Genomic DNA, 25,802 nt, shown 5'->3' with positions numbered 1-25,802 from the left:
GGTCAGCGGCGGCGCATCAGGTGGGTGCCGACCGCGCCCAGCGCGACGGCGGCCGCGGCGCCGCCGGCGAGCGTGAGCCAGCTGGCCGGCGGGACGTGAGGCTGCTCGGCAGGCGCGGGGGCGGCAGGCTCGGCGGCGTGGGGCGCGGCGTGCGGCATGACCTTGTTCGGGATGTGGGACATGGGGACGCTCCTGGAGGCGGGGATCAGGAGCGGCGAACGCATGGCGGCGGCATCGGCTCCGACCGGACGGATCGATGGCGGCTCAAGCCTTTAGGTGGACGAAGCGACGCTCGGAGGACCAGTTCCGACAGGTGGCGGGAGACCCGCCGGGGCGGCACGAGCGGCGGGCTTGACCGCGTCCGCGTAGCATGATGTGATCACATCACATTCACGCCAAGGAGGATCAGATGCGCAGCGTCTCCACCCCCGCGATCGATGCCCGGCCGATGGCGGCGCTCAACATGACGCCGCTGATCGACGTGCTGCTGGTGCTGCTCATCATGTTCATCCTCACCGTGCCGATGGCGACGCACAAGGTGGCGCTCGATCTGCCGGTGCCGGCAGAGGGCGCGGCGAGCCCGCCGACGGTCCACCGCCTCGTGCTCGGGGCGGACGGCGAAGCGACGCTGGACGGGCGGAGCGGCGACCTGCCCGCCCGCCTGCGCGCGATCGCGGCGGAGCCGCAGGGCCAGCTCCGCTTCGCCCCTTCAGCGGAGACGCGCTATGCGCGGGTGGACGAGGTGCTGGCCGAGGTGAAGCGCGCGGGCGTGGTGCGGATGGGGTTCGAGTAAACGGTATCCGCTTACCCGAAGGTCACGAAGGTCGCACCTAGACGCGTGTTTTCACGTGTCGGAGCCGGGGATGAGCGGCTCGGTCGCGGCCTCGTCGGTGAGGCGGTGGACGAGGCGCTTCAGCTCGCCATCGGCGGCATCGCGCGGATCGGCGACCGCATGCGGGTGCAATCCGGCGAGGTGGCCGAAGCGCAGCGGATCGCCGTGGCGCAGCAGGAACATGAGCAGGCGATCATTGTAGCGCCGCTCCTCGCCGACCTGCTCGCCCTTGTGCCAGACGGGCCTGGCGACGCCGTTGATCGCGCGTTCATAGGCGACGGCGGCGAGGCGGCGCGAGGCGGCGACCAGCGCCTCGTCCCACGCCGCGGCAAACGCCTCCGCGCCCAAGCGGCGGCGCAGGCGATAGGCGGAGCGGACAGAGAGGCCGGCTTCGGCGGCGGCGTCGGACACGCAGCCCGTATCGGCCAGCGCGAAGAGGAAGCGGCGCTGGCGCTCGACGGTCCAGCCGTCATGGCGGTGCTGCACGGGGACGACGGGTGCGTCTGGCATGGAGCGACTCCTGTGAGGGAGGTCAGGCGACTAACCAGATGGGTTTGTGTTGGAAAGGGGGTTTTCGGGTTGGTGAGGGGCGCGACGATCGCCGGCGTGGGCGGCGACCTGCCCGCCCGCCTGCGCGCCATCGCGGTGGAGCCAGAGAGCGGGCTCCGCTTCGCTCCTCCCGCGGAGGTGCGCGATGGGCGGTTGGATGAGGTGCTGGTGGAGGTGAAGCGCGCGGGCGTGATGCGGATGAGATTGAGTGAGGAGACGCTGTGCCGTCCGAATTAGATGCCTAACCAAAGGCTTCTACAGGACTCTAAACATCTTGGGGAGCGCCAACCCTAATAGCCATCGCTTGCTCAGATACACCGAACATCCGCGCCAGCTGTGGAACACTCGTGATCCCATGGTCAATTAGCTCATTTAATCGATCACGTGGCATAAGTATGTCCGCTGCCAAGCGGTTAGCTTGAGCTTCAACCCGGTTGGACAAGCCCGATCGATAGAGAGCGTCGTCGGTGATTCCGTCTCCAATCAGGTCAGGATGTAGAATCGCATGAGCGCACTCATGTGCGATAGTGAAGCGCCGACGCGTCTCAGGATGCGCTGCGTTCACGAAAATATCGAAGCCGCTTGCACTGGTATTACTCTTCGAGATCATCCCGGAGAGTGTGTCCGGCCAATTCGGAACCCGGTAAACCTCGATGCCGAGATCGTTAGCTAACGGCACCATCTGTATCGGAAGATCGCCCTTTTGGTGCCTTGCGACTACCTTCATCGCCTCGATTACGCTCATCATCTCTCTGTGGCCTTTCCTTTACCGCCCCGGCGGTGGAAACGGTCGCAGGGTCATAACTGTGAGCCTGACGATTTCGCTTGACTCTTACACGCTGCTTAGACCCGCGGCTAGCCCCTTCAGCCACAAAGTATGTTCCGTTCTCGGTATGTTCAAGGTTTGCGTATTCCTGCGCAACCTTCCGCGCCTCCTCCCGAGCAACTTTCCCAGCTTCATCAAGCGCTTCGCGCCGTATCATCCAAAAACCCATGAAAGCGAATACGGCCAACAGCAGTCCGCCGGTAGTGAGCAGGAAGGAGACCAAATCCAAGCGGCCAATCATTTGCGCTGCTGCTACGCTGTCATATGCGCGGGCTCCAGCGAGACATACCTGCGCGCCCTCAGTGATCTTGCGCAGGTTGGAGCCGTAAGCGACAGCTACCCAGACAACCGCCACTGTCAGAGAAGCGCAAGCTGCCAGTGAGACGATAGCGAGCATGCGCCATGCCATCTTGCTCACCGAGCTAGCCTCTTTTTCTTAAAGCCGCACTGACAGTTATTATTCCGCCGCCACACCTGCCGTCGCGAACATGTCCGCTTCCGCCTCCTCGTTCGCCGCCGGTGCCGCCACCGCCGCCTTGCGCTGGTCGAAGCGGCCCCACACGTCGCCCCAATTGCCGCGCGTCGCGGCCTTGGAATATTCGGTGGCGCGGGTTTCGAAGAAGTTGGCGTGCTCGACGCCGTTGAGCAGGGGGGCGAGCCAGGGGAGGGGGTGTTCGTCGATCAGGTAGATGGGCTCGAGGCCCAGCTGGCCGAGGCGCCAGTCGGCGATGAAGCGGACGTACTTCTTGATGTCCTTGGGCTTCATCCCCTCGACCGGGCCCATTTCGAAGACGAGATCGATGAACGCATCTTCGATCCGCACCGTCTTCTGGCACATGTCGCGAATGTCGTCCTTCACCCGCGCGGAATAGCAGTCCCGCTCCTTCACGAAAGCGTGGAACAGCTTGATGATGCCTTCGCAGTGCAGGCTCTCGTCGCGCACCGACCAGCTGACGATCTGGCCCATGCCCTTCATCTTGTTGAAGCGCGGGAAGTTCATCAGCATGGCGAAGCTGGCGAAGAGCTGCAGCCCCTCGGTGAAGCCGCCGAACATGGCGAGCGTCTTGGCGATGTCCTCGTCCGTATCGACGCCGAACTGCGACAGATAGTCATGCTTGTCCTTCATCTCCTTATACTGGAGGAAGGCCGAATATTCGGTCTCGGGCATGCCGATCGTGTCGAGCAGGTGCGAATAAGCGGCGATGTGCACCGTCTCCATGTTGGAGAAGGCGGTGAGCATCATCTTGATCTCGGTCGGCTTGAACACGCGGCCATATTTGTCGTGGTAGCAATCCTGCACCTCGACGTCGGCCTGCGTGAAGAAGCGGAAGATCTGCGTCAGCAGGTTGCGCTCGTGCGGGCTGAGCTTCTGCGCCCAGTCGCGGCAATCCTCGCCGAGCGGCACTTCCTCGGGCATCCAGTGGATCTGCTGCTGGCGCTTCCAATATTCGAACGCCCACGGATATTCGAACGGCTTGTAGGAGCGCGAGGCCTGGAGGAGGGACATGGGGTTACTCCGACGCGAAAGGGGATGAACGGAGCCGGGCGACGGCGGCGCGCGCCTCGGCATAAGCGGGGGTGTCGCTGCCGAGGCGGAAGCGGACGATGCGGGCGTAAGCGCGGGCGCGGGCGAGGCGGAGCGCGCGGATCATGCGGCGGCCCGCAGGGAGTGGCTTCGGAGCTTCCCTGCCGTTCGCCCTGAGCTTGTCGAAGGGCTGCCTTTCTCCGCCGGGTTCGAGAAGAACGGTGCTTCGACAGGCTCAGCACGAACGGGGAAGGCCGGCATCGTCTGAGCCCGGCCGCTCAGCTCCAGAACACCCAGCTGCCGGCGAACACGATCAGGACGAGGCCGAGCGCGCAGACCATCACGCCCGCCAGCCGCGAGACGTAGCGCGATTCCTCGTGCCGGCGCTGGCCCGCGGCGATCAGCAGGCCGATGCCGAGCGCCAGCGCGGCGGCGCCGACGAGGGCCATGAAGATCAGCGAGGCGTTTGTCATGCGGCGATCCTTCGCGTCGTGCGTTCGGGGCCGGGTCAACGCATGGAGGACGAGTTCGATGGCCGATCTGACACAGGTTAAGGAACATGCCGAGGTGATCGGCGCGGACGGCGTGCATGTCGGCACGGTCGACGCGGTCGAGGGCAACCGCATCAAGCTGACCAAGAAGGACAGCGGGCAGGGCAGCCACGAAGGGCATCACCATTATATCGACGGCGGCCTCGTCGCCACGGTCGAGGACGGCACGGTCCGCCTGTCCGCCAATGCGGATGTCGCGGTGACGTTCGAGACGGAGGAGTAAGCCGGACGCCCCGGGTTGCACGCGCAGCCCGGGGCTATGCCGCAGCGGGCGGCGGGACGGCGTGACCGTCCCGACCGACGGCGCGGTGGATGGTTCAGGGGCGGGCATTGCCTGATCTAGTGAGCGCGGGTCGCCACGCCGTCGGTCGAGGCGGCAAAGCCGCCCCGCCGGCCGACGTGGCGAGTGTTCGGATTGCTGGTGCAATCCGAACCCGCCCGCGTCACTGGCACGCCAGACACTCATCATAGTCCGTCGCTTCGCCCAGCTCGAACTTGGGCTTCTCGATCGTGTTGTCCGCCTCGACGCCGCCGGCAAAGCCTGCGCGCTGGATCGACTTGGAGCGGAGATAGTAGAGCGACTTGATGCCCAGCTCCCACGCGCGGAAGTGGAGCATCAGCAGATCCCACTTCTCGACATCGGCCGGGATGAACAGGTTGAGGCTGGACGACTGGTCGATATAGGGCGTGCGATCCGCCTGCAGTTCGATCAACCAGCGCTGGTCGATCTCGAACGAGGTCTTGTAACAGTCCTTCTCGTCCTGCGTCAGGAAGTCGAGATGCTGGACGGAGCCGCCCTTCTCCAGGATCGTGTTCCACACATTGTCGCTGTTCTTCGACTTCGCGATCAGCAGCTTTTCGAGATAGGGATTGCGGATCGAGAAGCTGCCCGACAGCGTCTTGTGCGTGTAGATGTTGGCCGGGATCGGCTCGATGCAGGCGGACGTGCCGCCGCAGATGATCGAGATGGACGCAGTCGGCGCGATCGCCATCTTGCAGGAGAAACGCTCCATCACGCCGCGGTCGGCCGCATCGGGGCAGGGGCCCCGCTCGGTCGCGAGCAGCATGGAGGCTTCCTCGGCGCGGCCGGCGATATGCTTGAAGATGCGCAGGTTCCACGACTTGGCCATGGCGCCTTCGAACGGCAGGCCGCGCGCCTGGAGGAAGGAGTGGAAGCCCATGACGCCGAGGCCCACCGACCGCTCGCGCATCGCGGAATAGCGGGCGCGCGCCATCTCCTCGGGCGCCCGCTCGATATAGTCGGTCAGCACATTGTCGAGGAAGCGCATCACGTCCTCGATGAAGCGCTTGTCGCCGTTCCACTCGTCCCACGTCTCGAGGTTGAGCGACGACAGGCAGCAGACCGCGGTGCGATCATTGCCGAGGTGATCGCGCCCCGTCGGCAGCGTGATCTCCGAGCAGAGGTTGGAGGTGGAAACCTTGAGGCCGAGCTCGCGGTGGTGGCGCGGCATCATCCGGTTCACCGTGTCGGAGAAGACGATATAGGGCTCGCCCGTCGCCAGCCGCGTCTCGACCAGCTTCTGGAACAGCGAGCGCGCGTCCACCTCGCCGCGGGGGCTGCCGTCCTTGGGGCTGACGAGCGTCCAGGGCTGGCCGTCGCGCACCGCTTCCATGAAGGCGTCGGACAGGAGGACGCCGTGGTGGAGATTGAGCGCCTTGCGGTTGAAGTCTCCGCTGGGCTTCCGGATCTCGAGGAACTCCTCGATCTCGGGGTGCGACACGTCGAGATAGACGGCGGCCGAGCCGCGGCGGAGCGACCCCTGGCTGATCGCGAGGGTGAGCGAATCCATCACGCGGACGAAGGGGATGATGCCGCTGGTCTTGCCGTTGAGGCCGACCGGCTCGCCGATGCCGCGGACCGAGCCCCAATAGGTGCCGATGCCGCCGCCGCGCGAGGCGAGCCAGACATTCTCGTTCCACGTATTGACGATGCCCTCGAGGCTGTCGTCGACCGAGTTGAGATAGCAGCTGATCGGCAGGCCGCGGCCGGTGCCGCCGTTGGACAGGACCGGGGTCGCCGGCATGAACCACAGGCGCGAGATATAGTCGTAGAGGCGCTGGGCGTGCGCGGCATCGTCGGCATAAGCGGAGGCGACGCGGACGAAGAGATCCTGGAAGCCTTCGCCGGGCAGCAGGTAGCGATCCTTCAGCGTCTCCTTGCCGAAATCGGTCAGCAGCGCATCGCGCGAATGATCGACCTCGACCGCATAAGGCTGCGGCCGGGCGCCCTGCGAGGAGACCGATTCGCGCTCGGTGCGCGGGGCTTCAAGGGTCGTCGCCACGTCGTTCGCTTCCACTTCGCTGCTGCCGCTCAGATCCATGACGCCCTCTTGTCCGTTCCTGTTCCGTTCGACTCGGGCGCGGGCCGCGAGACTATACCGGGACGGGGCAAAAGGCAGCGGTTTCGCGTGCTTTTCCCCATCTTTTTCGAGCCATCCACGCAGCGCACACGCCGCCTGAGCCGGCCCCTGGAGGCCCGCGCCTAGGCAGAATATGGTAGCTGGCCTCCCCGATGACCACCATCACTTGTGCCCATCCGTGCGAAAGACACAACGGGAGAATCGCTCGATGGTCGCTCCGTTCGTCGCAAAGGCAATTGCGGCGAACAGAGCGCGGAAGGGCTGGACAGAAGCGGAAAGCGCGGACGCCCGGCGCGTCGCGGGGCGGGACGGTCAGCCCAGGCTGACGCGCACCGTCAGCGCGACGAGGCCGAGCACCGCGATCGCCATCTGCGGCGGGCGGAGCCGGGCGAAGTGGGCCGGCACCTCGCCCCGCTTCGCCGCGCGCGGGTCGGTCAGGCCGACGGTGCCGTAGCCGAGGATCTGGGCGAGGAAGGCGAAGGGGGCAGGGAGGGCGAGCCCGGCGAGGCCGAGCACGAACAGCCACACGGAGGTGGCGACCTGGACGGGGCGGGGGCCGCCCTCGGTGAAGAAGCTGAGGCCCCGGCGCACGCCCGCCAGGAACAGCAGGATCGACCCGCCCCACAATTGCGCGAGCGCGACCGCGATCCATGCGGTGCGCGGCGGCAGCAGGAAGGCGGCGAGCGCCAGCAGCGGCAATATGGCCGCCGGGCCGAAGCCGAGCGCCACGCTGAGCGGCGGGATGCGCGGATCGCGCGCGGCGGCGGTGGGGGCGGGTCCGGTCATGCACGCGGCAACGGGGCTGGCGGAGCGGCGTTCCCGACGGGGCGTGACGCCGCTGGTTATCTTTGTTAAGCTGGACGCCTGCTGCCCGGAGAGCCCGCATGCTTCGCCTCTATGGACACCCTTTCTCCTCCTACACCTGGAAGGTGCTGATCGCGCTGTGGGAGACCGGCACCGCGTTCGACTATCGCAGCTTGGCCGAGGAAGGCGTGGGCGCGGAGTTCGCCGCGATCGCGCCGTTCGGCAAGTTCCCGCTGCTGGTGGACGGCGACCGGGTGGTGGCGGAAAGCTCAATCATCATCGAACATCTCCAGATCCACCATCCCGGCCACACCGCGATGATCCCGGCCGATCCGGCGGCGGCGCTGGAGGTGCGGCTGCTCGATCGCCTGTCCGACACCTACCTGATGAACCAGATGCAGGTGCCCGTCTCCGACCGGCTGCGCGACGAAGGCAGCCGCGATCCGCTGGGCGTGGCGCGGGCACGGGAGGGACTGGGAGCGGCCTATCGCTGGTGGGACGGGCACATGGCCGGGCGGACGTGGGCGGCGGGCGAGGCGTTCACGCTGGCCGACTGCGCCGCGGCACCGGCGCTGTTCTATGGCGACTGGGTGCAGCCGATCCCCGACGCGCTGGTGACGCTCAAGGCCTATCGCGCGCGGCTGCTGGCGCGGCCGAGCGTCCGCCGCGCGGTGGACGAGGCGCGGCCCTTCCGGAGCTTCTTCCCGCTCGGCGCGCCCGACCGGGATTGAGGCGACAGCCGGTCAGATCGCGCCGTCGGTGGACCAGCTGCCCATGCCGACGGCGACGCCCTTGCGCGCGCGACCGCGGGCGGGCCGCGCGGCGCGCTTGACGAGGCGGAGCGTCGGCCAGTCGCCGAAGCGCGCATCCTCAGCCAGCCGCAGCCCCTGGCGGCGATAGGCGGTGGCGACGGCCTCGGCCTGCGTTTGCAGCAGGCCGGCGAGGATCAGCGTGCCGCCGGGCGCCAGCGCGCGGGCAAAGACGGGCGCCAGCTCGACCAGCGGGCCGGCGAGGATGTTGGCGATCAGCAGATCATAGGGCGCGCGTGCTTTCAGCCGCGGATGGTCGAGCCCGGCAGCGACGACCAGCTCGATCGCGGTGCGCGCGCGGCCGACGGGCACGGCGTTCGCCGCGGCATTCTCCACCGTTACCTCGATTGAGACGGGATCGATGTCCGATGCGACGATGCGGGCCGACGGCCACAGCGAACGCGCGGCGAAGGCGAGCAGGCCGGTGCCGGTGCCGACATCGGCGATGTTGCCGTAATGATGGCCGGCGCGGCGCAGCCGATCGAGCATGGCGAGGCAGCCCGCCGTCGTCTCGTGATGGCCGGTGCCGAAGGCGCGGCCCGCGGCGATGGCGAAGCGGACGCTGCCCGCCGGCGCATCGTCCGCCCCATGCTGCGGCGTATGGACCCAGAAGCGGCCGGCATGGATCGGCGCCAGCCCTTCCTGGCTGAGTGTGACCCAATCTTCCTCTGGCACATGCTCCAGCGCCGGCGCGGTGCCGGCGGCGGAGGGGACGAGATCGCGGATCAGCCGGATCGAGGCGGCGTCGGGCTCGGCCTCGAAATAGGCGTCGAGGCGCCACGCATCGGGGGCATCCGGATCGGGCTCGCTCGTCATCAGCGTGGGCGGGGGATCGAGCAAGGCGAGCGTCGGCAGATCGCCCGCCAGCGCGTCCGCCTCCGCGCGGGTGCAGGGGAGCGTCAGCTTCCAGCTGCCGTCGCGCGGGGCATCGAAGGGGAAGCCCGTCACCCCGTCCCCGCGCGGCTCAGCGGACATAGGAGGCTCCGTTGAGGTCGAGCACCGCGCCGGTCATCGACGGCGGGGCCTCCAGCGCGAGGAAGCGGACCGCCTCGGCCACCTCCGCCGGATCGGCGACGCGGCCGAGCGGAATGTCGGCCAGCAGCTGATCGCCGCCGCGGCTGGCGAGATAATCCTCCGCCATGCCGGTCATGGTGAAGCCCGGGCAGACGGCGAAGGCGAGGATGCCGTCGCGCGCATAGCCGCGCGCGATCGTCTTGGTCATGGCGACCATGCCCGCCTTGGACGCGGCATAATGCCAGTGGGCGGGCGAATCGCCGCGATAGGCGGCGCGGGAGGCGACGTTGACGAGGCGGCCGCGGCCCGCCTCGGCCCCCGCGCCCTGCTGCTGCCAGTGGAGCACGGCGAGGCGGGAGAGTTCGGCGGAGGCGGTGAGGTTGACCTGCATCGTCCGCTCCCACGCGTCGCGCCACGCCTGGTCGGGCGCGTCGATCGAGGCGGCCTCGAAGATGCCGGCATTGTTGACCAGCACGTCGATCCGCCCGTCGAGCGCCGCCAGCGCCTCGCGCCACAGCAGGCCGGCGGCCTCCGGGCGGGACAGGTCGGCGGCGAGGCGGCCATCGTCCGCGGTGGTGGCGTGGCCGACGACGCGGGCGTGGGGGGCGAGCGCCGCGACGATGGCGGCGCCGATGCCGCGGCTGGTGCCGGTGACGAGGATGTGGGGCTGGGTCATGGCCGCGGCGGATAGACAAGGCGGCGGGGCGTGGGAAGCTGGGCCGGACGGGCGGCGGCGGGGCCGGGACGAAGCGAGCCCCACCCGGCTTTCGCCGCAGGAACGAACGGCCCAGACTGGATGTTGCAGGGGAACCACGTCCCAAAGGAGCCTGTCATGGCAGTCATTCGCGGGAACGAGCAGAATAACGACCTGAACGGCACGGCCGGTGCCGACGAGATTTACGGCTATCGCGGCGCCGACACGCTGAGCGGCGGCGGCGGCAACGACCGCCTGTTCGGCGGCGCGGGGAACGACCGGCTTTACGGCAATGCCGGCAACGACACGATCCAAGGCGATCTCGGCGACGACGTGCTGTGGGGCGGCGACGGCACCGACCTGATGTTCGGCGGCGGCGGCAATGATCGCCTGATCGGCGGGCGCGGCGGCGACACCCTGATCGGCGGCTATGGCGCCGACACCTTCGTCTACGAGAACATCCGCGCGGACGACATTCAGAGCGGCTTCTCGATCGACAGCATCTACGATTTCGACCGCGGCGAGGGCGACAGGATCGACCTGCGCGGGATCGACGGCAACTGGAACCGCGCCGGCGACCAGCCGCTCCGCTGGATCGGCGAGCGGGATTTCCCCGAGGACGGGATCGGCTCGGTCAACGTCGTCTACAGCGCGGGCAGCGCTTACCTGAACATCGATGCCAACGGCGACGGCAGCGTCGAGCTGGGTTTCGAACTGCAGGACATCACGCGGGTCTACGCCTCGGACCTGTTCCTCTAGGGGCCCGCACGGGCGGGTTCAGGCGGCGATCTTCGCCACGAACTCGCCCGTCGTCGCGTCCATCTCGCCCAGTCGCGCATCGACGTTGCGGAAGCCCGTCGCCAGCCGGTCGATCTCCGAGGCGACATGTTCGGTATCGAGGCGGATGGCGGCGATGGTGCCCGACATCGAATCGGCGGCGAGCGCGGTTTCGTCCACCGCTGCGGTGATCATGGTGACGGTCTGGGCCTGCGCCTCCATCGCCTCGCGGATGCGGCCGGCGGAGGTCTTCACCTCGCCGACGATGTGACGGATCTGGCCGTTGGCGGCGAGCGTCAGCTTGGAGGCGGCCTGGATGGCGGCGATCTTGGCGGCGATGTCGTCCGTTGCGCGCGCGGTCTGGCGGGCGAGGCTCTTCACCTCCTGCGCGACGACCGCGAAGCCGCGCCCGGCATCGCCCGCGCGCGCCGCCTCGATCGTGGCGTTGAGGGCGAGCAGGTTGGTCTGCCCGGCAATGTCGCGGATCAGGCCGAGGATCGATTCGATCGCCTGGGCATGGCCCGACAGCGCCTCCGACGTCTCCAGCGCCTGGGCGGACTGCTCGGCGGCGCGGTGGGCGACGGCGGCGGAGGCGTCGACCTGCGTGCGCGCCTCCTCGATCGCGCGGATCAGGCCGGCGGCGGTCTGCGCGGCCTCGCGCATCGCCAGCGCCGACTGTTCGGCCGCGGCGGCGACTTCGGACGCCTTGCCGAGCATGCCGCGTGCGGAGGCGGAGGTCTGCAGCGACTGATCGCGCAGCGCCGCGGAGCCGGCCTGCGCGTCGCTCAGCAGCTGATGGATCTGGTCGCGATAGGCGGCGCCCTGCGCATCGAGCGCGCGGGCACTCTCCTCGCGCTGGAGCTTGCTGATCTCGGCGAACATCACCTCGAGCTGGATGGTGTTGACCGTGGCGAGCAGATTGCGCGTGTCGGCGACGAAATCGGGCTCGTCGGCGAAGCGGGTGGCGATCGCGGCGGCAATGGCGTTGGACAGGGACGAGACATGGGTCACCGCCTGCGGCGTCGGCAGGCGGCGGCGATAGATGGCCGCGCCGTGGCCGGCGATGCGGCGCATCCAGTCGCGATCGAACGGGCGGTTATAGGCCTCGAGGCTGATCTCGACGAGCTGATCGACCAGCGCGGCGCGATCCTGCGGGGCGGCGGCGGTGTGCTCCTGCCAGCCGGTCCAGTGGCGGCGCGCGCCGTCGCGGATCGCATCGCCCGCGCGCGCCCACAACCGCCGGAGCGCGGCATCGAGGCCGCCATCGGGATCGAAGGTGGCGAGCCTGGCGGCGATCGCCCGGTCGCTGAGCGCCGCGACGGGATCGTCCGCCAGAAAGGTCTCATAGGCCGACATGGATCGAGTCGCCCGCTGGTTGCACGTAGGCAGCAGATTAGCGCGGGACGGTAAACGGGAGGTTGCGGCGAGGCGCGGCGAATGACGGCGCGGTCTCGCGGTTGCAACAAACGCCGCGCCCGCTAAGAGGAGCGCGATTTGTCGAGCCGAGGATAAAGATGGCACGTCCGCGCAGCCGGCCCTTGTCGCCGCACCTCACCATCTGGCGGTGGGGCCCGCACATGCTGGTGTCGATCCTGCACCGTGCCACCGGCGTCGGCCTGGCGCTGGGCGGGGCGACGCTGTTCACCTGGTGGCTGGCGGCCGCGGCCGGCGGGCCGGCCAGCTATGCCCGCTTCCTCGACCTGATGACGCGTGACCAGCCGATCGGCCCCGACGGGCTGCCGCTGCCGGGCACGGCGATGCTGAACCCGCTGCCGGCGCTGATCCTGATCGGGCTGACCTGGGCCTTCTTCCAGCACATGGCGAACGGCATCCGCCACCTCGTCATGGATCTGGGTGCCGCCTACGAGCTCAAGACCAACAAGACGACGTCGCTCGCGACGATCGCCTTCTCCATCATCGCCACGCTCCTGCTGTGGGCGTGGATCTTCACCAGGTAAGGCCGGACATATGGGCACGGGAACGGGGATCGGGCGCGTCCGGGGGCTGGGGTCGGCCAAATCGGGCGCGCATCACTGGTGGATGCAGCGGGTGACGGCGGCGGGCAACCTGCTGCTGGTCGTCTGGTTCGTCCTGTCGATCGTGCGGCTGCCCAGCCTCGATTATCGCACCGTCACCCTGTGGCTGTCGTCGCCGTTCGTGGCGGTGCCGCTGGTGCTGCTGGTGATCAACACCTTCTACCACTTCCGCCTGGGGCTGCAGGTGGTGCTGGAGGATTACCAGAAGGAATCCAGCAAGGTGGCCGGCCTGATCGCCATCAACTTCTTCACGATCGGCGCGGGTGCGCTCGCGATCTTCTCGATCCTCAAGATTGCCTTCGCGGGAGCGCGCTGAAATGGCGGAAGCCTACAAGATCATCGACCATGTCTATGACGCGGTGGTCGTCGGAGCCGGCGGCTCGGGCCTGCGCGCGACGATGGGCATCGCCGAGAAGGGGCTGAAGACCGCCTGCATCACCAAGGTCTTCCCGACGCGCTCGCATACCGTGGCCGCGCAGGGCGGCATCGCCGCGTCGCTCGGCAACATGGGTCCCGATCACTGGACCTGGCACATGTACGACACCGTCAAGGGCTCCGACTGGCTCGGCGACCAGGACGCGATCGAATATATGGTGCGCGAAGCGCCCGCCGCGGTGATCGAGCTGGAACATGCCGGCGTGCCGTTCAGCCGCACGGAGGAAGGCAAGATCTACCAGCGGCCGTTCGGCGGCCACATGCAGAACATGGGCGCCGGCCCGCCCGTGCAGCGCACCTGCGCCGCCGCGGACCGCACCGGCCATGCCATGCTGCACTCGCTCTACCAGCAGAGCCTGCGCTACGACGCGGACTTCTACGTCGAATATTTCGCGCTCGACCTCATCATGGTGAACGGCGAGTGCAAGGGCGTGATCGCGCTCTGCATGGAGGACGGCTCCATCCACCGCTTCCGCAGCCACGCAACCGTGCTGGCGACGGGCGGCGGCGGCCGCATGTATTTCTCCGCCACCTCGGCGCACACCTGCACCGGCGACGGCAACGGCATGGTGCTGCGCGCGGGCCTGCCGCTGCAGGACATGGAGTTCGTCCAGTTCCACCCGACCGGCATCTACGGCGCGGGCGTGCTCATCACCGAGGGCGCGCGCGGCGAGGGCGGTTACCTGACCAACTCCGAGGGCGAGCGCTTCATGGAGCGCTATGCCCCGTCGGCCAAGGACCTGGCCTCGCGCGACGTCGTCGCCCGCTCGATGGCCATGGAGATGCGCGAGGGCCGCGGCGTCGGCAAGGACAAGGACCACATCTTCCTGCACCTCGATCATATCGATCCCAAGGTGCTGGCCGAGCGGCTGCCCGGCATCACCGAGACGGGCAAGATCTTTGCCGGCGTCGATCTCACCCGCCAGCCGCTGCCCGTCACGCCGACGGTGCATTACAATATGGGCGGCATCCCCTGTAACTATCACGGCGAGGTCGTGACGCTGAAGGACGGCAATCCGGACAGCGTGGTGCCCGGCCTGTTCGCGGTGGGCGAGGCGGCGTGCGTCTCCGTCCACGGCGCCAACCGGCTCGGCTCCAACAGCCTGATCGATCTGGTCGTGTTCGGCCGCGCGACGGGCTTCCGCATCGCCGACATCGTCAAGCCCGGCACGCCGCATGTCGCCGTGTCCAAGGATGCGGACGATTTCGCGGTGAGCCGCGTCGATCGCTATCGCAACGCCAAGGGCGGCACGCCGACCGCGCAGATCCGCTCCAACATGCAGCGCACCATGCAGAAGCATTGCGCGGTGTTCCGCGACACGGCGCTGCTGCGCGAGGGGCAGGGCCAGATCGACAACATCTTCGGCAGCCTGCAGGATATCGGCATCACCGATCGCTCGATGATCTGGAACACCGACCTGGTCGAGACGCTGGAGCTGGACAATCTGCTGCCGCAGGCGGTGGTGACGATGCACTCGGCGGCCAACCGCAAGGAAAGCCGCGGCGCGCACATGCACGAGGACTTCCCCGAGCGGAACGACGCCGAGTGGATGAAGCACACGATCACGTGGTTCGACAAGGGCGCGGTGCGGATCGATTACCGCCCGGTCCACGATTACACGCTGACCGACGACGTCGAATATATCAAGCCGAAGGCACGCGTTTACTGATGCGCGTGCCCGCGGCGGTCGCGGCGCTGGCGCTGTGTGCCGCCGCCGCACCTCCGTCCGCGCCGCCGCCGGCGATCCTGCCGCTGCGCGCGCAGGCCGCGTTGATCGATGCCGAGCTGAAGCTGCGGCTGGACACGATCGTGCCGAAGCTGATGCGCCAGCACGGCATCGACATGTGGGTGCTGATCGCCCGCGAATATGGCGAGGATCCGGTCGTCTCGACCATGCTCGACGCGCGGTCGATGCATGCGCGGCGAACCACCATCCTGATCTTCCACGATCCCGGCGACGGCCGGCCGGTGGAGCGGCTGACCGTCAGCCGCTACGGGCTGGCTGGGCTGTTCGCGCCGGCCTGGGATCCGGCGAAGGAGCCAGACCAATATGCCCGCGCCGCCGCGCTGATCGCCGAGCGCAAGCCCAACCGGATCGCGCTCAACGTCTCGCCCGCCACCGCCTTTGCCGACGGGCTGACGCACAGCCAGTATGAGGCGCTGACGGCCAGGCTGCCGGCGAGCTTACGCGCACGCATCGTCCCGGCCGAGCCGCTGGCAGTCGGCTGGCTGGAGACGCGGAGCGCGGGCGAGCTGGCGCGCTATCCCGGCATCGTCGCCGTCGCGCACCGTATCATCGCCGACGGCTATGCGCAGGTGCGGCCCGGCATCACCACCGCCGACGACCTCGTCTGGTGGCAGCGCGAGCGGGTGCGGGCGCTCGGGCTCGACACGTGGTTCCACCCCTCGGTCGCGATCTTCCGCAAGGGGGTGGCCGAGCCGCTGGAGGGCGATGCGGTGATCCGGCCCGGCGACATGCTGTGGACCGATTTCGGCATCACCTATCTGCGGCTGAACACCGACACGCAGCAGCTGGCCTATGTGCTGCGCCCGGGCGAGACGGACGCGCCGGCCGGGCTGAAGGCGGGCCTTGCCGCCGCCAACCGCGTGCAGGATGCGCTGACCGCCACCTTCCGCACCGGCAGGACGGGCAATGAAATGCTGGTCGAGGCGCGTGCGACCGCGATCGCCGCGGGGCTGAAGCCGACCATCTATTCGCACCCGCTCGGCTATCACGGCCATGCCGCGGGGGCGGCGATCGGCTTCTGGGACGACCAGACCCCGTCGCCGCGCGGTGACCATCCGCTCGCCCCCGATACGGGCTGGTCGATCGAGCTGAAGGCCGACATGGCCGTGCCCGAATGGGGCGAACAGACCGTCCCGTTCCGGCTGGAGGAGGATGGCTGGTTCGATGGCCGGACCTTCCGCTGGCTGGACGGGCGGCAGACGCGTTTCCACCTGATCGCAACCCCGCGATAGACAGACGCCGCGGCGTCCGCTTTGATCGCCGCCGATCGGCGGGAGGGCGACTTGGCAGGCATGAGCGGGGAGACGGTGCGACCGCGCACGCCGTCGTGGAAGTTCGGCATGGTGGTGCTGCTCGGCCTGCTGCTGACGCTGCCGCTCTTCTCCGTCTACCTGCTCGTCTACGATCGCGAATCGCAGTCGCAGACGGCGCGCGGATCGATCGTGGCAGGGTGGGGCGAGCCACAGACGCTGGGCGGGCCGTTCCTCGCCATTCCCTTCACGCGCGTGGTGGAGACGCAGGCGACCGAGAATGGCCGCGAGGTGCGCCGGCAGGAACGGCGCGAGGAGCAGTTGATCATCGCACCCGCCATGCTCGACATGGAGGTGGCGCTGGCGCCGCAGCTCAGGCGGCGATCGATCTACCAGGCGGTGATCTACGATGCGCAGGTGCGCGCGCGCGGGCGCTTCGTGCTTCCCGATCTGGCGGCGCTCAACATCGATCCCGCATCGGTGCGGCTGGGCGAGACGGAACTGAAGCTCGGCATCAGCAGCGCCAAGGGGCTGGCCGGATCGCAGCCGCGCGTCGTGGTGGACGGGCGGCGCCTGCCGCTCATCCCCGGCTCGGGCCTGTCGCAGACGGCGGGCAGCGGCTTTTCCGGCCGGCTCGGCGCGGCGCCCGGCGGCACGGTCGACTTCGACATCGGCTTTTCGGTGCGCGGGCACGATTCGATCAGCCTGCTGCCGGTGGCGCAGGACACACGCTGGCGGGTGCGGTCGAGCTGGCCGCATCCGAGCTTCCTCGGCGGCTTCCTGCCCGAGCGGCGCCAGGTCGGCGCGGAGGGTTTTTCCGCGGACTGGCGGATCGGCAATCTCGCGCTCAACCGGCCGACCGTGTCGATCGGCGAGCAGGGCGCGTCGGAGACGGACAAGATCACCGTCGGCCTGATCGATCCGGTGGACCTGTATGACGAGGTGACGCGCGCCACCAAATATGGCTTCCTGTTCATCGGCTTCACCTTCGTCGCGCTCCTGATGTTCGATCTGCTGGCGGGCGTGAGCGTGCCGGGGCCGGCCTATCTGCTGGTCGGCGCAGGGCTCGTCCTGTTCTTCGTGCTGCTGCTGGCGCTGGCGGAGGTGATCGGCTTCACGCCCGCATATCTGCTGGCCAGCCTTGCCATCGTCGCGCTGGTCGGCAGCTATGCCACAGCGATCCTGCGCAGCCGGCGGCGGGGTGCGCTCGTCGCGGCGATGCTGGCGGGCCTTTATGCGGTGCTGTTCGCGCTCCTGAGCCTGGAGGCCTATTCGCTGCTGATCGGCGCGCTGCTGCTGTTCGCGGCGCTGGCGGGCGTCATGTACGTCACGCGCAACCTGGACTGGCGCGCGGTCGGCGTCCGCGGGGGCGAGCCGGCCGCCTGAGCGGCGATCAAGCGGGACAAAAGCAGGCGAAACCGCCCCTTTGCGCTTGGCTCGCGCGCTGCCCTGCGTATATCGCAGGTGCAGCAGCGCCGCGCGCTTGAGCGACAGGAACGAACATGGCCGAATTCGCCCTTCCGAAGAACAGCGTCATCCGCAAGAATGGCGAGCGCCACAAGGCGGCGGCGGACGCCAGGAACGTCAAGGCGTTCAAGGTCTATCGTTACGATCCCGACAGCGGCGAGAATCCGCGCTACGACACGTTCGAGGTGGATCTGGACAGCTGCGGGCCGATGGTGCTCGACGCGCTGATCAAGATGAAGTCGGAGCAGGATCCGTCGCTCACCTTCCGCCGCTCCTGCCGCGAGGGCATTTGCGGCAGCTGCTCGATGAACATCGACGGCCGCAACGGCCTCGCCTGCACGACCGCGATCGAGGACATCAAGGGTGAGGTGCGGATCACGCCGCTGCCGCACATGGACGTGATCAAGGATCTCGTCCCCGATTTCACGCACTTCTACGCGCAATATGCCTCGATCAAGCCGTGGCTGCAGACCGTGACGCCCGCGCCGTCGGGCAAGGAGCGGCTCCAGTCGCCCGAGGACCGCTCCAAGCTGGACGGCCTCTACGAGTGCATCCTGTGCGCCTGCTGCTCGACCAGCTGCCCGAGCTACTGGTGGAACAGCGACAAGTTCCTGGGTCCGGCAATCCTGCTCCAGGCCTATCGCTGGCTGGCGGACAGCCGCGACGAGATGACGGGTGAGCGGCTGGACGAGCTGGAGGATCCGTTCCGCCTGTATCGCTGCCACACGATCATGAACTGCGCCAACGTCTGCCCCAAGGGCCTTTCCCCCGCGCGCGCGATCGCCGAGATCAAGAAGATGGAGGTCGAGCGCCAGCTGTGAGCGGGGCGGCGGCGACCTCGCCCGGCTGGACGATCTGGGCGCTGCAGCAGCCGGACAGCTTCAACTCGGTGCTGGGCCCGTTGCAGGTGCGGCCGGAGCCGCCGCGTGGCGCCCGCGTGCGGATCGTGCCGGGCTCGGTCCACGCCAATTTGCATGGCGGCTTTCACGGCGGTGCGGTGATGACGCTGGTCGACGTGGCGCTGTTCGCGACGGCGGACGTCTGCGGCGTGCCGCATGTCACTCACGCCACCACGGTCGACTGTTCGGTGCAGTTCATGAGCGCCATGTCGGTGCACGCACCGATCGAGTGCGCGACGGAGATCCTGCGCGAGACGGGCCGCCTGCTGTTCATGCGCGGGCTGGTGACGCAGGAGGGCGTCGACACGCCCTGCGCCAGCTTCACCGCCACCGTGCGCAAGGGCAGCCCGCGGACATGAGCCTGATCGACCGCTACGACCAGCTCGTCGCCGAGGGGCAGCTGAGGCCCGATCCCGATCAGGCGAAGACGGTGCGGCGGCTGGCCGGGCTGGCGGATGCGCTGGCGGCGATGCCGAACAAGGGATCGGTGCTGTGGCGGATGCTGCGGCGCACGCCCGAGCCGCCCAAGGGCCTGTACCTGTGGGGCGGGGTGGGGCGCGGCAAGTCCATGCTGATGGACCTGTTCTTCGCCAATGCGCCGGTCACGCCCAAGCGCCGCGTCCACTTCCACGAATTCATGCTGGAGGTGCATGCGCGGCTGGCGGAGGAGCGCAAGAAGGAGGCGGGCGACCCGATCCCGCCCGTCGTCGACGCCATCGCCGCGGAGGCGCGCCTGCTCGCCTTCGACGAGATGGTGGTGAACAACATGGCGGATGCCGCCATCCTGTCGCGCCTGTTCACCGGGCTGATCGTCGACAAGGGTGTCGTCGTCGTCACCACCTCCAACCGGCCGCCGTCCGATCTCTACAAGGACGGGCTGAACCGTCAGCTGTTCCTGCCCTTCATCGCGCTGATCGAGGAACGGCTGGAGGTGATCCCGCTCAACGGCGCGACCGATTACCGCATGGCACGGCTGGGCGGCTTTCCCACCTGGTATGTGCCGAACGGCCCGCAGGCGACGCAGGCGCTGAGCCGGGCTTTCTATCGCCTGACCGACTTCCCGGTGGAGGATGCCGCGCACGTGCCGGCGGAGGAGCTGCGCATCTCCGACAACCGCCACATGCATGTGCCGAAAGCGGTGAAGGGCGTTGCCGTCTTCTCGTTCAAGCGGCTGTGCGGCGAGGCGCGCGGCGCGCCCGACTACCTCGCCATCGCGCGGCATTACCACACGGTGATCATCGTCGGCATCCCCGTGCTGGGGCCGGAGAAGCGCAACGAGGCGGCGCGCTTCAAGGTGCTGATCGACGCGCTCTACGAACATGGGGTGAAGCTGCTCGCCGCTGCCGATGCGAGCCCGGAGAAGCTGTATCCGGAAGGGGACGGCGCGTTCGAGTTCGAGCGGACGGTGAGCCGGCTGACCGAGATGCAGAGCGCCGATTATCTGGCGCGCGGCCACGGGGTGGAGTGAGACCGGGGGCGGCTCAGCCCGTCCGCGCCATGCGTGCCGCGTCGGCCTGCTCGGCGACGACACGGTTCCGGCCGCCATGCTTGGCGGCGTAGAGGGCGAGATCGGCGCGGGCGAGGGCGGCGTCGATGTCGCGGTCGTTGGGCGATACGGCGGCGATGCCGATGCTGACGGTGAGCGCGAGCGGCGGGCCCTGCGCCAGTCCGATGCGGAGCGCGGCGGTGGCGGCGCGGAGCGACTCGGCGCCGGCCGCCGCATCCGACGACTCGCTCCGCAGGAGCACGCCGAACTCCTCGCCGCCCAGCCGCCCGATCACCGCGCCGGGATCCAGCGTGCGCGTGCACAGCGCGCCGAACGCGCGCAGCGCGGCATCGCCGGCACTGTGGCCGCGGCTGTCGTTGATCGCCTTGAAGTGATCGAGATCGACCATCAGCAAGGCGAGCGGCTGGCGGGTGCGCGTGGCGCGCAGCATTTCGGCGCGGGCGGCGGCGAAGAAGCTCAGCCGGTTGCGCAGGCCGGTCAGCGCGTCGGTCGAGGCGAGGCGTTCGAGGCTGGTCTGCTCCGCCTTGCGGCGCGTGATGTCGACCAGGCCCGCGAGCACAACGTCGCGCCCGTCCACCTCCAGTGCCGCGGCGTGGACCAGCAGGGTGCGGTCGCCGCGATCGGCCGTGGCGAGCTGCACCTCGTAATCGGTCGCACCGGCATCCGCCCCCAGCGTACGGGCGAGCCGCTCGGCCGCGGGATCGGCCGGGCCGGGTCCGGCCAGCGCGCTCGACGGGGCGGAGCCGATCAGCGCGGCGCAGCTGTCGCTCATCCGGATGAGGCTGCCGCTGGCGCGATCGGTGAGGATCAGCGGCACGGGGCAGGCATCGAACAGCCGCTGAAGCTGCGCGCGGCTGCGATCGAGCGCGGCACGCAGGCCGGATTCGGTGCGCGCGGCGAGCCAGGCGGTGCGGCTCATCCGGTTGGCGCGCGTGACGGTGAGCGCGAGCGCGACATTGGCCATCATCATGGCGAGCAGGATGCCGATGCCGTTGCCGCGGGGCAGGTCGCTCGATGCGAGCCCCGCCAGCATCGCCGCCGAGGCGAACACGCCGCAGCCGAGCGTCCAGCCGAAGCGGACGGGCACGCAGAGATAGTAGATGGCGGGCAGCAGGAAGGCGATCACCAGCGCGATCTCGCTGCCCGACGTGACGAGCAGGCCGACGGGCAGCGCATTGCCGATCATCCAGGCGACCAGCACGCGGTGCAGGACGGCGGCGCTGCGCAGGCGCGTGACGAGCAGCAAGGCGGTGGCTGCCCATGCGACCACGACCAGGCGGGCGGACAGCGCCAGCCAGAAATGCGGCGTGCCGTGGAAGCGCCAATCGCTGATGAGGAACAGCAGGTTGATCAGCACCGCTGCGCCGAGCAGCCCGCGCGCATGCCGGACGCTTTCGGGCGCGCGGTCCTGCTCGAAGGCCGTTTCCAGCGCCGCATCGCGGAACATGCCGCCAAAGGTGCGCAGGGGATCGCCCGCGCCCGGCGGCAGCGCGTGTTCGGATGGCGGGAGCGGCGTCACCCCCTGACGCTACGGACAGGGCGGTTAGAAACGCGTTAAGCGTGCCCCATTCCGGTCCTTTCTCCAATGCCGGCGCATCAGATCGCGGAGGCGGTGCCGGCCATGTAGCTGTGCCAGGCGAAGATCGCCGCCGCGCCGCGATAGGGCCGCCAATTCTCCGCCAGCGTGCGCGTGGCGCGCTCGGCTGGGCGCGCGTCGAGGCCGAGCATCCGGCCGACCTCCACCTGCACGGCGAGATCGCCCGCCGGCCAGATGTCGGGCCGCCCCTCGGCGAACAGCAGGTAGATCTCCGCCGACCAGCGGCCGATGCCGTTCACCGCCACCAGCCGGGCGATCGCCGCCTCATCCTCCTCGGGCAGCGCCGCCAGATCGAGCCGGCCGGACAGCACCTCGTCGGCGAGGCTGCGGGCATAGGCCGCCTTCTGGCGGGAGAGGCCCGCGGTGCGCAGCGTGGCATCGTCCGTGGCGGCGATGGCGTCGAGCGGCATGTCCGCGCCGAACAGCGCCTCCAGCCGGCCCCAGATCGCATTGGCCGAGGCGACGCTGACCTGCTGGCCGACGATCGTGCGCAGCAGCGTCTGGTGCCCGCGCGCGCGGATGCGGGGTTCCGGATAACCGACGCGCGCCAGCGTGCGGCCGATCGCCGGATCGCGTTCGGCAAGCAGATCGAGATGCGCCCGGAGGAGTTCGGCGGGGAGACCCATGAGTGCATGCCTTGATTTGCGCTTGGCTGCCCGACATAGCCGCAGCAACGTCTTCGGAGGAGCCTTCTACATGCCGCAGCTGATCGTCACCACGCGCGAGGGCGAGGAGCGCACGCTCGAAGCGGATGCCGGCCTGTCGGTCATGGAAGTGATTCGCGACGGCGGCATCGACGAACTGCTGGCGCTGTGCGGCGGCTGCTGCTCCTGCGCGACCTGCCACGTCCACATTGATCCGGCTTTCGTCGACAAGCTGCCGGCGATGAGCGAGGACGAGAGCGACCTGCTGGACAGCTCCGACCACCGCGACGCGACCTCGCGCCTGTCGTGCCAGGTGATGATGTCCGACGCGCTCGACGGCCTGCGCGTGCGGATCGCCGAAGAGGATTGAGCCGCCACGGCCCGGCCGAGCGCCGGGCCATGACGCCGCGTCAGCCGCGCACCGCCGTCGCGTAGAGCGCGACCGCGGCGGCGTTGGACACGTTCAGGCTTTCGGCATTGGCGCTGATCGGCAGGCGCGCCAGCTCGTCGCAATGCGCCTCGGTATTCTGGCGCATGCCCTCGCCCTCGGCGCCCAGCACCAGCGCGACCTTCGCCTGGCCGAGCGCCTCGCCCAGCGTCCGCGAGGCATGGCCGGTGAGGCCGATCCGCCAGAAGCCGGCATCGGCAATCTCGTCCAGCGCGCGGGCGAGGTTCACCACGCGCACCCACGGCACCACCTCGAGCGCGCCCGAGGCGGCGCGTGCCAGCGCCCCCGATTCGGGCGGGGCGTGACGATCCTGCGTGACGATGCCGAGCGCGTTGAACGCCGCGGCCGAGCGCAGGATCGCGCCGACATTGTGCGGATCGGTCACCTGATCGAGCACGAGCAGCGGGCGGCGGGCGTCCGCATCCTCGCCCAGCAGCTCGTCGAGGAAGCGATCGGGCAGCGGCTCCACCTCGATGACGATGCCCTGGTGCGGCGCGTCGCCGGGCACCAGCCGGCCGAGATCGGCAACCTCCGCGCGGGTGACCGTGATCGCCGGATCGATGCTGACGGCGGCGAGCGCCTCCTGCGTCGCCCAGACGCGGCGCACGACCCGCTCGGGGTTGGCGAGCGCCGCACTGACCGCGTGACGGCCCCAGAAACGGGGCCTGCCGGAGGCCGGCTGCGAGGGACGATGACCGCGGGCCATCAGCGGCGGCGTGCGTGGAAGTGGATCATGTGCCGCCAATAGGGCGAGGCGGCGTTGACAGCCAAGCCCTCGTTCGCCATGGACGCGCCTCGCTTCGCGCGGGCGCCTGGGTAGGTGGCCGAGTGGTTAAAGGCAGCAGACTGTAAATCTGCCCGGGTCTCCCGTACGCTGGTTCGAATCCAGCCCTGCCCACCACCCCGCGCGAAGCGATCCACTCCATGACCGCGCTCGAACTCAGCCTGATCGTCGTCGGCGTGCCCTATGACAATGCGGGGCCGGGCAATCGCGCGTTCGAGGTCGCCATGTCGCAGCCGGGCGAGCCGGTGGAGCTGCGGCGGGAGCCGCGCAACCGGCACGATCCGCAGGCGGTGGCCGTCTACAGCAGCCGCGGCATCCAGATCGGCTATCTGAGCGCCGAGCGGTGCGGCTGGATCGGCGGCAAGCTGGCGGCGGGGGAGACGTGCGTCGCGGTGTTCCAGCAGGCGCTGGACGGGGCGGCGGCGATCCGGGTGCGGTTCGGCGGCGGTGCGCCGACCTTGCCGCCGGCGGAACGGGCAGCGAGGCCGGCCGTGGACCCGCACGATTTCCAGCCCGATCCCGATCCGGGCGAGTGGGGCGCGTGAGTCGAGGCGCGGCACCCCTGCCGCTTGTCCCGTCCAGCCGATGCCGCTAGGGAGCGCCACGCGCGGGCGGGTATAGCTCAATGGTAGAGCACTAGCCTTCCAAGCTTGTGATGCGGGTTCGATCCCCGCTACCCGCTCCAGCCGCTCCCAGCTTCGGCCAATATCAGCCTCGGGCGAAAAAACGGGCCGGTCCGCAGAGGCGGCCGACCCTGAAGTCTAGGAGAGGATGCCTGAAAGGCCCGATCCTTGTGCGCCTGCGAGATCGTGTTCGCAAGTGCAAAATGCGCGGCGGGCCCTCATCATTTTGTCAGGTGGGTTCACGTCTTCGTTACGTCACCCGGCTAGGGCAGGCAGCGGGCATGTTCGGGTGGAGCAAGCGGTGACGATAGCGACGCGGGCGCCGCATGGCCCCGGCCCGGACATCCGGCCGCGCTCTGCCGTGAGCACGGGCGTCGGCCTGGCGGGCATGGCGGGGCTGGGCCTGTGGCTCGCCGCGGCGATTCGCTGGGGCATGGACGGGCCTTATGCGGCGATGTCGGCAGTGATCGCGTGCGGCGTGCCGATGATCCTGTGGTCGCTGCTGATCGACCGGGTGCATCGCAATCCGACGACGGGAATCGACTGGTCCGCGCCGCCGAGACCGTGGCGCGAGAGCCTGGACGTCAGCATCGTCAAGCTGGTCGGCCTGTGGGCGACGTGGGGCGTGATCGCCGCCTTCTACTTCGTCGGCCGCTGGTACTGGCAGGGGCAATATCTGTTCGCGATGGCGGTGCTGCAGGGATTGGTGCCGTGGCTGGTGGCGCTGTCCGTCCCCTATGTGCTGTGGCTCGACCGCAAATTGGTCGAGCCGAGGGACGGCGCCTGGCATTTCGGGCTGATGCTGCTCGGCCGCGGCGCGCTGGCGGACCGGGCGCGCATCGTCGAACATGCGCGCAGCTGGGCGGTGAAGGGCTTCTTCACCGCCTTCATGATCTCGATCGTGCCGGGCAACTGGATGGACGTGGTGCAGCGCTCGCTGCCGTCGCTGAGCAACCCGGCCGCGCTGGCCAGCTGGCTGATCGCGGTGATGTTCCTGATCGACGTGGCCTTTGCGACGGTCGGCTATCTGCTGACGATGCGGCCGCTCGATTCGCACATCCGCAGCGCCAACCCTTATGCAGCGGGGTGGACGGCGGCGCTGATCTGCTATCCGCCCTTCATCCTGATGAATGCGGGCGGGCCGCTCGACTATCATAGCGGCGGTGCGGAATGGGGCTATTGGTTCGAGGGGAGCCCGCGCATCCTGGGCGCCATCGGGCTGGTGCTGGCGGCGCTGACGGCCGTCTATGCGTGGGCGACGGTGGCATTCGGGCTGCGTTTCTCCAACCTGACGCACCGCGGCATCCTGACCCACGGGCCCTATGCGCTGACCAAGCACCCGGCCTATCTGGCGAAGAACGTCTTCTGGTGGATCTCGTCGCTGCCGATGCTGACGACGACGAACAGCTGGTCCGACGCGGTGCGCAACACGGCGATCCTGGCCGCGGTGAGCGGCGTCTATTACTGGCGCGCGCGGACCGAAGAGCGGCACCTCTCCGCCGATCCGGACTATGTGGCTTATGCGGCGTGGGCGCGGGACCATGCGCCGGTGCCGCGCTTCTTCGGCTGGCTGGGGCGGGGATTAGGCCTGGCGAGGTAAGC

30 protein-coding genes and 2 tRNA genes are annotated in these 25,802 nt (G+C 68.9%); 18 read left to right on the top strand and 14 right to left on the bottom strand.

Annotation, left to right across the window (positions count from 1 at the left end; all coding sequences use genetic code 11):
• Positions 1-2: 2 nt before the first annotated feature.
• Positions 3-182 (bottom strand): hypothetical protein, encoded by a 180-nt coding sequence (locus BM360_RS12875; RefSeq protein WP_093315205.1) that lies wholly within the window; start codon positions 180-182, stop codon positions 3-5.
• Between the two features lie 227 nt (positions 183-409).
• Here BM360_RS12875 and BM360_RS12870 point away from each other — a divergent pair, with 227 nt between their 5' ends.
• A complete protein-coding gene (locus BM360_RS12870; protein ID WP_093315203.1) occupies positions 410-793 on the top strand; it encodes an ExbD/TolR family protein in 384 nt (127 codons plus the stop codon).
• A 51-nt stretch (positions 794-844) separates the two neighbouring features.
• Here the strand turns inward: BM360_RS12870 and BM360_RS12865 are convergent, their stop codons facing one another.
• Positions 845-1,342, bottom strand: a complete 498-nt coding sequence (locus BM360_RS12865; protein WP_131819269.1) for a hypothetical protein — start codon at positions 1,340-1,342, stop codon at positions 845-847.
• A gap of 72 nt (positions 1,343-1,414) precedes the next feature.
• On the opposite strand from BM360_RS12865, the gene BM360_RS12860 reads away from it, so the two are divergent.
• On the top strand, positions 1,415-1,618 hold the full coding sequence (locus BM360_RS12860) for a hypothetical protein (RefSeq protein WP_131819268.1): 204 nt from the start codon (positions 1,415-1,417) through the stop codon (positions 1,616-1,618).
• Positions 1,619-1,646: 28 nt separating this feature from the next.
• Here the strand turns inward: BM360_RS12860 and BM360_RS12855 are convergent, their stop codons facing one another.
• From BM360_RS12855 to BM360_RS12845, 4 genes are all read right to left on the bottom strand, one after another.
• Positions 1,647-2,126 carry an ImmA/IrrE family metallo-endopeptidase gene (locus BM360_RS12855; RefSeq protein ID WP_207544592.1) on the bottom strand — a complete coding sequence of 160 codons (480 nt, stop codon included), beginning with the start codon at positions 2,124-2,126 and terminating at the stop codon, positions 1,647-1,649.
• 538 nt (positions 2,127-2,664) lie between these two features.
• Complete coding sequence (locus BM360_RS12850) at positions 2,665-3,714, bottom strand: ribonucleotide-diphosphate reductase subunit beta (RefSeq protein WP_093315194.1); 1,050 nt, start codon at positions 3,712-3,714, stop codon at positions 2,665-2,667.
• Between the two features lie 4 nt (positions 3,715-3,718).
• A complete protein-coding gene (locus BM360_RS19615) occupies positions 3,719-3,859 on the bottom strand; it encodes a hypothetical protein (protein ID WP_165611306.1) in 141 nt (46 codons plus the stop codon).
• A gap of 151 nt (positions 3,860-4,010) precedes the next feature.
• Positions 4,011-4,205, bottom strand: coding sequence for a hypothetical protein (locus tag BM360_RS12845; protein ID WP_093315191.1), 195 nt, complete (start codon positions 4,203-4,205; stop codon positions 4,011-4,013).
• Positions 4,206-4,263: 58 nt separating this feature from the next.
• Here BM360_RS12845 and BM360_RS12840 point away from each other — a divergent pair, with 58 nt between their 5' ends.
• On the top strand, positions 4,264-4,506 hold the full coding sequence (locus BM360_RS12840) for a DUF2171 domain-containing protein (RefSeq protein WP_093315189.1): 243 nt from the start codon (positions 4,264-4,266) through the stop codon (positions 4,504-4,506).
• Between the two features lie 220 nt (positions 4,507-4,726).
• Here the strand turns inward: BM360_RS12840 and BM360_RS12835 are convergent, their stop codons facing one another.
• Both BM360_RS12835 and BM360_RS12830 read right to left on the bottom strand, forming a co-directional pair.
• Positions 4,727-6,625 carry a ribonucleoside-diphosphate reductase subunit alpha gene (locus tag BM360_RS12835; RefSeq protein WP_093315187.1) on the bottom strand — a complete coding sequence of 633 codons (1,899 nt, stop codon included), beginning with the start codon at positions 6,623-6,625 and terminating at the stop codon, positions 4,727-4,729.
• A gap of 351 nt (positions 6,626-6,976) precedes the next feature.
• Complete coding sequence (locus tag BM360_RS12830; RefSeq protein WP_093315185.1) at positions 6,977-7,450, bottom strand: DUF3429 domain-containing protein; 474 nt, start codon at positions 7,448-7,450, stop codon at positions 6,977-6,979.
• 98 nt (positions 7,451-7,548) lie between these two features.
• Between BM360_RS12830 and BM360_RS12825 the strand changes: the two genes are divergently transcribed.
• Complete coding sequence (locus BM360_RS12825; RefSeq protein ID WP_093315183.1) at positions 7,549-8,199, top strand: glutathione S-transferase family protein; 651 nt, start codon at positions 7,549-7,551, stop codon at positions 8,197-8,199.
• 12 nt (positions 8,200-8,211) lie between these two features.
• On the opposite strand, the gene BM360_RS12820 is transcribed toward BM360_RS12825, so the two are convergent.
• Both BM360_RS12820 and BM360_RS12815 read right to left on the bottom strand, forming a co-directional pair.
• Positions 8,212-9,252 (bottom strand): 50S ribosomal protein L11 methyltransferase, encoded by a 1,041-nt coding sequence (locus BM360_RS12820; RefSeq protein WP_093315181.1) that lies wholly within the window; start codon positions 9,250-9,252, stop codon positions 8,212-8,214.
• Complete coding sequence (locus BM360_RS12815; protein WP_093315179.1) at positions 9,242-9,967, bottom strand: SDR family NAD(P)-dependent oxidoreductase; 726 nt, start codon at positions 9,965-9,967, stop codon at positions 9,242-9,244. Before BM360_RS12815 ends, BM360_RS12820 begins: the two co-directional genes overlap by 11 nt.
• Before the next feature lie 156 nt (positions 9,968-10,123).
• On the opposite strand from BM360_RS12815, the gene BM360_RS19610 reads away from it, so the two are divergent.
• Positions 10,124-10,744, top strand: a complete 621-nt coding sequence (locus BM360_RS19610) for a calcium-binding protein (protein ID WP_207544591.1) — start codon at positions 10,124-10,126, stop codon at positions 10,742-10,744.
• 18 nt (positions 10,745-10,762) lie between these two features.
• On the opposite strand, the gene BM360_RS12805 is transcribed toward BM360_RS19610, so the two are convergent.
• Complete coding sequence (locus tag BM360_RS12805) at positions 10,763-12,118, bottom strand: methyl-accepting chemotaxis protein (RefSeq protein WP_093315175.1); 1,356 nt, start codon at positions 12,116-12,118, stop codon at positions 10,763-10,765.
• Positions 12,119-12,276: 158 nt separating this feature from the next.
• On the opposite strand from BM360_RS12805, the gene sdhC reads away from it, so the two are divergent.
• The 8 genes from sdhC to zapE all read left to right on the top strand — a co-directional run bounded on the left by sdhC (position 12,277) and on the right by zapE (position 20,065).
• A complete protein-coding gene (gene sdhC / locus BM360_RS12800; protein WP_093315173.1) occupies positions 12,277-12,720 on the top strand; it encodes a succinate dehydrogenase, cytochrome b556 subunit in 444 nt (147 codons plus the stop codon).
• 10 nt (positions 12,721-12,730) lie between these two features.
• Positions 12,731-13,114, top strand: a complete 384-nt coding sequence (gene sdhD / locus BM360_RS12795; RefSeq protein ID WP_093315171.1) for a succinate dehydrogenase, hydrophobic membrane anchor protein — start codon at positions 12,731-12,733, stop codon at positions 13,112-13,114.
• Between the two features lies 1 nt (position 13,115).
• Complete coding sequence (sdhA, locus tag BM360_RS12790) at positions 13,116-14,903, top strand: succinate dehydrogenase flavoprotein subunit (protein ID WP_093315169.1); 1,788 nt, start codon at positions 13,116-13,118, stop codon at positions 14,901-14,903.
• A complete protein-coding gene (locus tag BM360_RS12785; protein WP_093315167.1) occupies positions 14,903-16,213 on the top strand; it encodes a M24 family metallopeptidase in 1,311 nt (436 codons plus the stop codon). Before sdhA ends, BM360_RS12785 begins: the two co-directional genes overlap by 1 nt.
• A 60-nt stretch (positions 16,214-16,273) precedes the next feature.
• Positions 16,274-17,617 carry a cell envelope integrity protein CreD gene (creD, locus tag BM360_RS12780; RefSeq protein WP_093315165.1) on the top strand — a complete coding sequence of 448 codons (1,344 nt, stop codon included), beginning with the start codon at positions 16,274-16,276 and terminating at the stop codon, positions 17,615-17,617.
• Between the two features lie 116 nt (positions 17,618-17,733).
• A complete protein-coding gene (locus BM360_RS12775) occupies positions 17,734-18,519 on the top strand; it encodes a succinate dehydrogenase iron-sulfur subunit (protein ID WP_093315163.1) in 786 nt (261 codons plus the stop codon).
• Entirely contained in the window at positions 18,516-18,956 is a 441-nt protein-coding gene (locus BM360_RS12770) for a PaaI family thioesterase (RefSeq protein ID WP_093315161.1), read from the top strand. Before BM360_RS12775 ends, BM360_RS12770 begins: the two co-directional genes overlap by 4 nt.
• Positions 18,953-20,065 (top strand): cell division protein ZapE, encoded by a 1,113-nt coding sequence (gene zapE / locus BM360_RS12765; protein WP_093315159.1) that lies wholly within the window; start codon positions 18,953-18,955, stop codon positions 20,063-20,065. The genes BM360_RS12770 and zapE overlap by 4 nt, the downstream gene beginning before the upstream one ends.
• Before the next feature lie 13 nt (positions 20,066-20,078).
• Here the strand turns inward: zapE and BM360_RS12760 are convergent, their stop codons facing one another.
• Entirely contained in the window at positions 20,079-21,623 is a 1,545-nt protein-coding gene (locus tag BM360_RS12760) for a GGDEF domain-containing protein (RefSeq protein ID WP_093315157.1), read from the bottom strand.
• Between the two features lie 77 nt (positions 21,624-21,700).
• Complete coding sequence (locus tag BM360_RS12755; protein ID WP_093315155.1) at positions 21,701-22,327, bottom strand: DNA-3-methyladenine glycosylase family protein; 627 nt, start codon at positions 22,325-22,327, stop codon at positions 21,701-21,703.
• Positions 22,328-22,397: 70 nt separating this feature from the next.
• Here BM360_RS12755 and BM360_RS12750 point away from each other — a divergent pair, with 70 nt between their 5' ends.
• On the top strand, positions 22,398-22,715 hold the full coding sequence (locus tag BM360_RS12750; protein ID WP_093315153.1) for a 2Fe-2S iron-sulfur cluster-binding protein: 318 nt from the start codon (positions 22,398-22,400) through the stop codon (positions 22,713-22,715).
• Positions 22,716-22,755: 40 nt separating this feature from the next.
• On the opposite strand, the gene rlmB is transcribed toward BM360_RS12750, so the two are convergent.
• Positions 22,756-23,499, bottom strand: a complete 744-nt coding sequence (gene rlmB, locus BM360_RS12745) for a 23S rRNA (guanosine(2251)-2'-O)-methyltransferase RlmB (protein ID WP_093315151.1) — start codon at positions 23,497-23,499, stop codon at positions 22,756-22,758.
• A 108-nt stretch (positions 23,500-23,607) separates the two neighbouring features.
• Here rlmB and BM360_RS12740 point away from each other — a divergent pair.
• The 4 genes from BM360_RS12740 (at position 23,608) to BM360_RS12725 (ending at position 25,800) form a co-directional block, all read left to right on the top strand.
• Positions 23,608-23,694: transfer RNA gene (locus BM360_RS12740), tRNA-Tyr, on the top strand.
• A 23-nt stretch (positions 23,695-23,717) separates the two neighbouring features.
• Positions 23,718-24,122, top strand: coding sequence for an HIRAN domain-containing protein (locus tag BM360_RS12735; protein ID WP_242653473.1), 405 nt, complete (start codon positions 23,718-23,720; stop codon positions 24,120-24,122).
• A gap of 66 nt (positions 24,123-24,188) precedes the next feature.
• A tRNA-Gly gene (locus BM360_RS12730) sits at positions 24,189-24,262 on the top strand.
• A 245-nt stretch (positions 24,263-24,507) separates the two neighbouring features.
• Positions 24,508-25,800, top strand: coding sequence for a methyltransferase family protein (locus BM360_RS12725; RefSeq protein WP_423228915.1), 1,293 nt, complete (start codon positions 24,508-24,510; stop codon positions 25,798-25,800).
• The last annotated feature ends 2 nt before the right edge of the window (positions 25,801-25,802 follow it).

This window comes from Sphingomonas jatrophae (genome assembly GCF_900113315.1).
Classification (GTDB): Bacteria; Pseudomonadota; Alphaproteobacteria; order Sphingomonadales; family Sphingomonadaceae; genus Sphingomonas_P; species Sphingomonas_P jatrophae.
Note: the sequence above shows the minus strand (reverse complement) of the source record. Positions and strands in the feature narration are given on the sequence as shown.

Excerpts from the sequence above, each read along its gene's own strand:
- BM360_RS12875 (WP_093315205.1), bottom strand. The coding sequence starts at position 182 with ATGTCCCACATCCCGAACAAGGTCATGCCGCACGCCGCGCCCCACGCC.
- BM360_RS12870 (WP_093315203.1), top strand. The coding sequence starts at position 410 with ATGCGCAGCGTCTCCACCCCCGCGATCGATGCCCGGCCGATGGCGGCG.
- BM360_RS12865 (WP_131819269.1), bottom strand. The coding sequence starts at position 1,342 with ATGCCAGACGCACCCGTCGTCCCCGTGCAGCACCGCCATGACGGCTGG.
- BM360_RS12855 (WP_207544592.1), bottom strand. The coding sequence starts at position 2,126 with ATGAGCGTAATCGAGGCGATGAAGGTAGTCGCAAGGCACCAAAAGGGC.
- BM360_RS12850 (WP_093315194.1), bottom strand. The coding sequence starts at position 3,714 with ATGTCCCTCCTCCAGGCCTCGCGCTCCTACAAGCCGTTCGAATATCCG.
- BM360_RS19615 (WP_165611306.1), bottom strand. The coding sequence starts at position 3,859 with ATGATCCGCGCGCTCCGCCTCGCCCGCGCCCGCGCTTACGCCCGCATC.
- BM360_RS12845 (WP_093315191.1), bottom strand. The coding sequence starts at position 4,205 with ATGACAAACGCCTCGCTGATCTTCATGGCCCTCGTCGGCGCCGCCGCG.
- BM360_RS12840 (WP_093315189.1), top strand. The coding sequence starts at position 4,264 with ATGGCCGATCTGACACAGGTTAAGGAACATGCCGAGGTGATCGGCGCG.
- BM360_RS12835 (WP_093315187.1), bottom strand. The coding sequence starts at position 6,625 with ATGGATCTGAGCGGCAGCAGCGAAGTGGAAGCGAACGACGTGGCGACG.
- BM360_RS12830 (WP_093315185.1), bottom strand. The coding sequence starts at position 7,450 with ATGACCGGACCCGCCCCCACCGCCGCCGCGCGCGATCCGCGCATCCCG.
- BM360_RS12825 (WP_093315183.1), top strand. The coding sequence starts at position 7,549 with ATGCTTCGCCTCTATGGACACCCTTTCTCCTCCTACACCTGGAAGGTG.
- BM360_RS12820 (WP_093315181.1), bottom strand. The coding sequence starts at position 9,252 with ATGTCCGCTGAGCCGCGCGGGGACGGGGTGACGGGCTTCCCCTTCGAT.
- BM360_RS12815 (WP_093315179.1), bottom strand. The coding sequence starts at position 9,967 with ATGACCCAGCCCCACATCCTCGTCACCGGCACCAGCCGCGGCATCGGC.
- BM360_RS19610 (WP_207544591.1), top strand. The coding sequence starts at position 10,124 with ATGGCAGTCATTCGCGGGAACGAGCAGAATAACGACCTGAACGGCACG.
- BM360_RS12805 (WP_093315175.1), bottom strand. The coding sequence starts at position 12,118 with ATGTCGGCCTATGAGACCTTTCTGGCGGACGATCCCGTCGCGGCGCTC.
- sdhC (WP_093315173.1), top strand. The coding sequence starts at position 12,277 with ATGGCACGTCCGCGCAGCCGGCCCTTGTCGCCGCACCTCACCATCTGG.
- sdhD (WP_093315171.1), top strand. The coding sequence starts at position 12,731 with ATGGGCACGGGAACGGGGATCGGGCGCGTCCGGGGGCTGGGGTCGGCC.
- sdhA (WP_093315169.1), top strand. The coding sequence starts at position 13,116 with ATGGCGGAAGCCTACAAGATCATCGACCATGTCTATGACGCGGTGGTC.
- BM360_RS12785 (WP_093315167.1), top strand. The coding sequence starts at position 14,903 with ATGCGCGTGCCCGCGGCGGTCGCGGCGCTGGCGCTGTGTGCCGCCGCC.
- creD (WP_093315165.1), top strand. The coding sequence starts at position 16,274 with ATGAGCGGGGAGACGGTGCGACCGCGCACGCCGTCGTGGAAGTTCGGC.
- BM360_RS12775 (WP_093315163.1), top strand. The coding sequence starts at position 17,734 with ATGGCCGAATTCGCCCTTCCGAAGAACAGCGTCATCCGCAAGAATGGC.
- zapE (WP_093315159.1), top strand. The coding sequence starts at position 18,953 with ATGAGCCTGATCGACCGCTACGACCAGCTCGTCGCCGAGGGGCAGCTG.
- BM360_RS12755 (WP_093315155.1), bottom strand. The coding sequence starts at position 22,327 with ATGGGTCTCCCCGCCGAACTCCTCCGGGCGCATCTCGATCTGCTTGCC.
- BM360_RS12750 (WP_093315153.1), top strand. The coding sequence starts at position 22,398 with ATGCCGCAGCTGATCGTCACCACGCGCGAGGGCGAGGAGCGCACGCTC.
- rlmB (WP_093315151.1), bottom strand. The coding sequence starts at position 23,499 with ATGGCCCGCGGTCATCGTCCCTCGCAGCCGGCCTCCGGCAGGCCCCGT.
- BM360_RS12735 (WP_242653473.1), top strand. The coding sequence starts at position 23,718 with ATGACCGCGCTCGAACTCAGCCTGATCGTCGTCGGCGTGCCCTATGAC.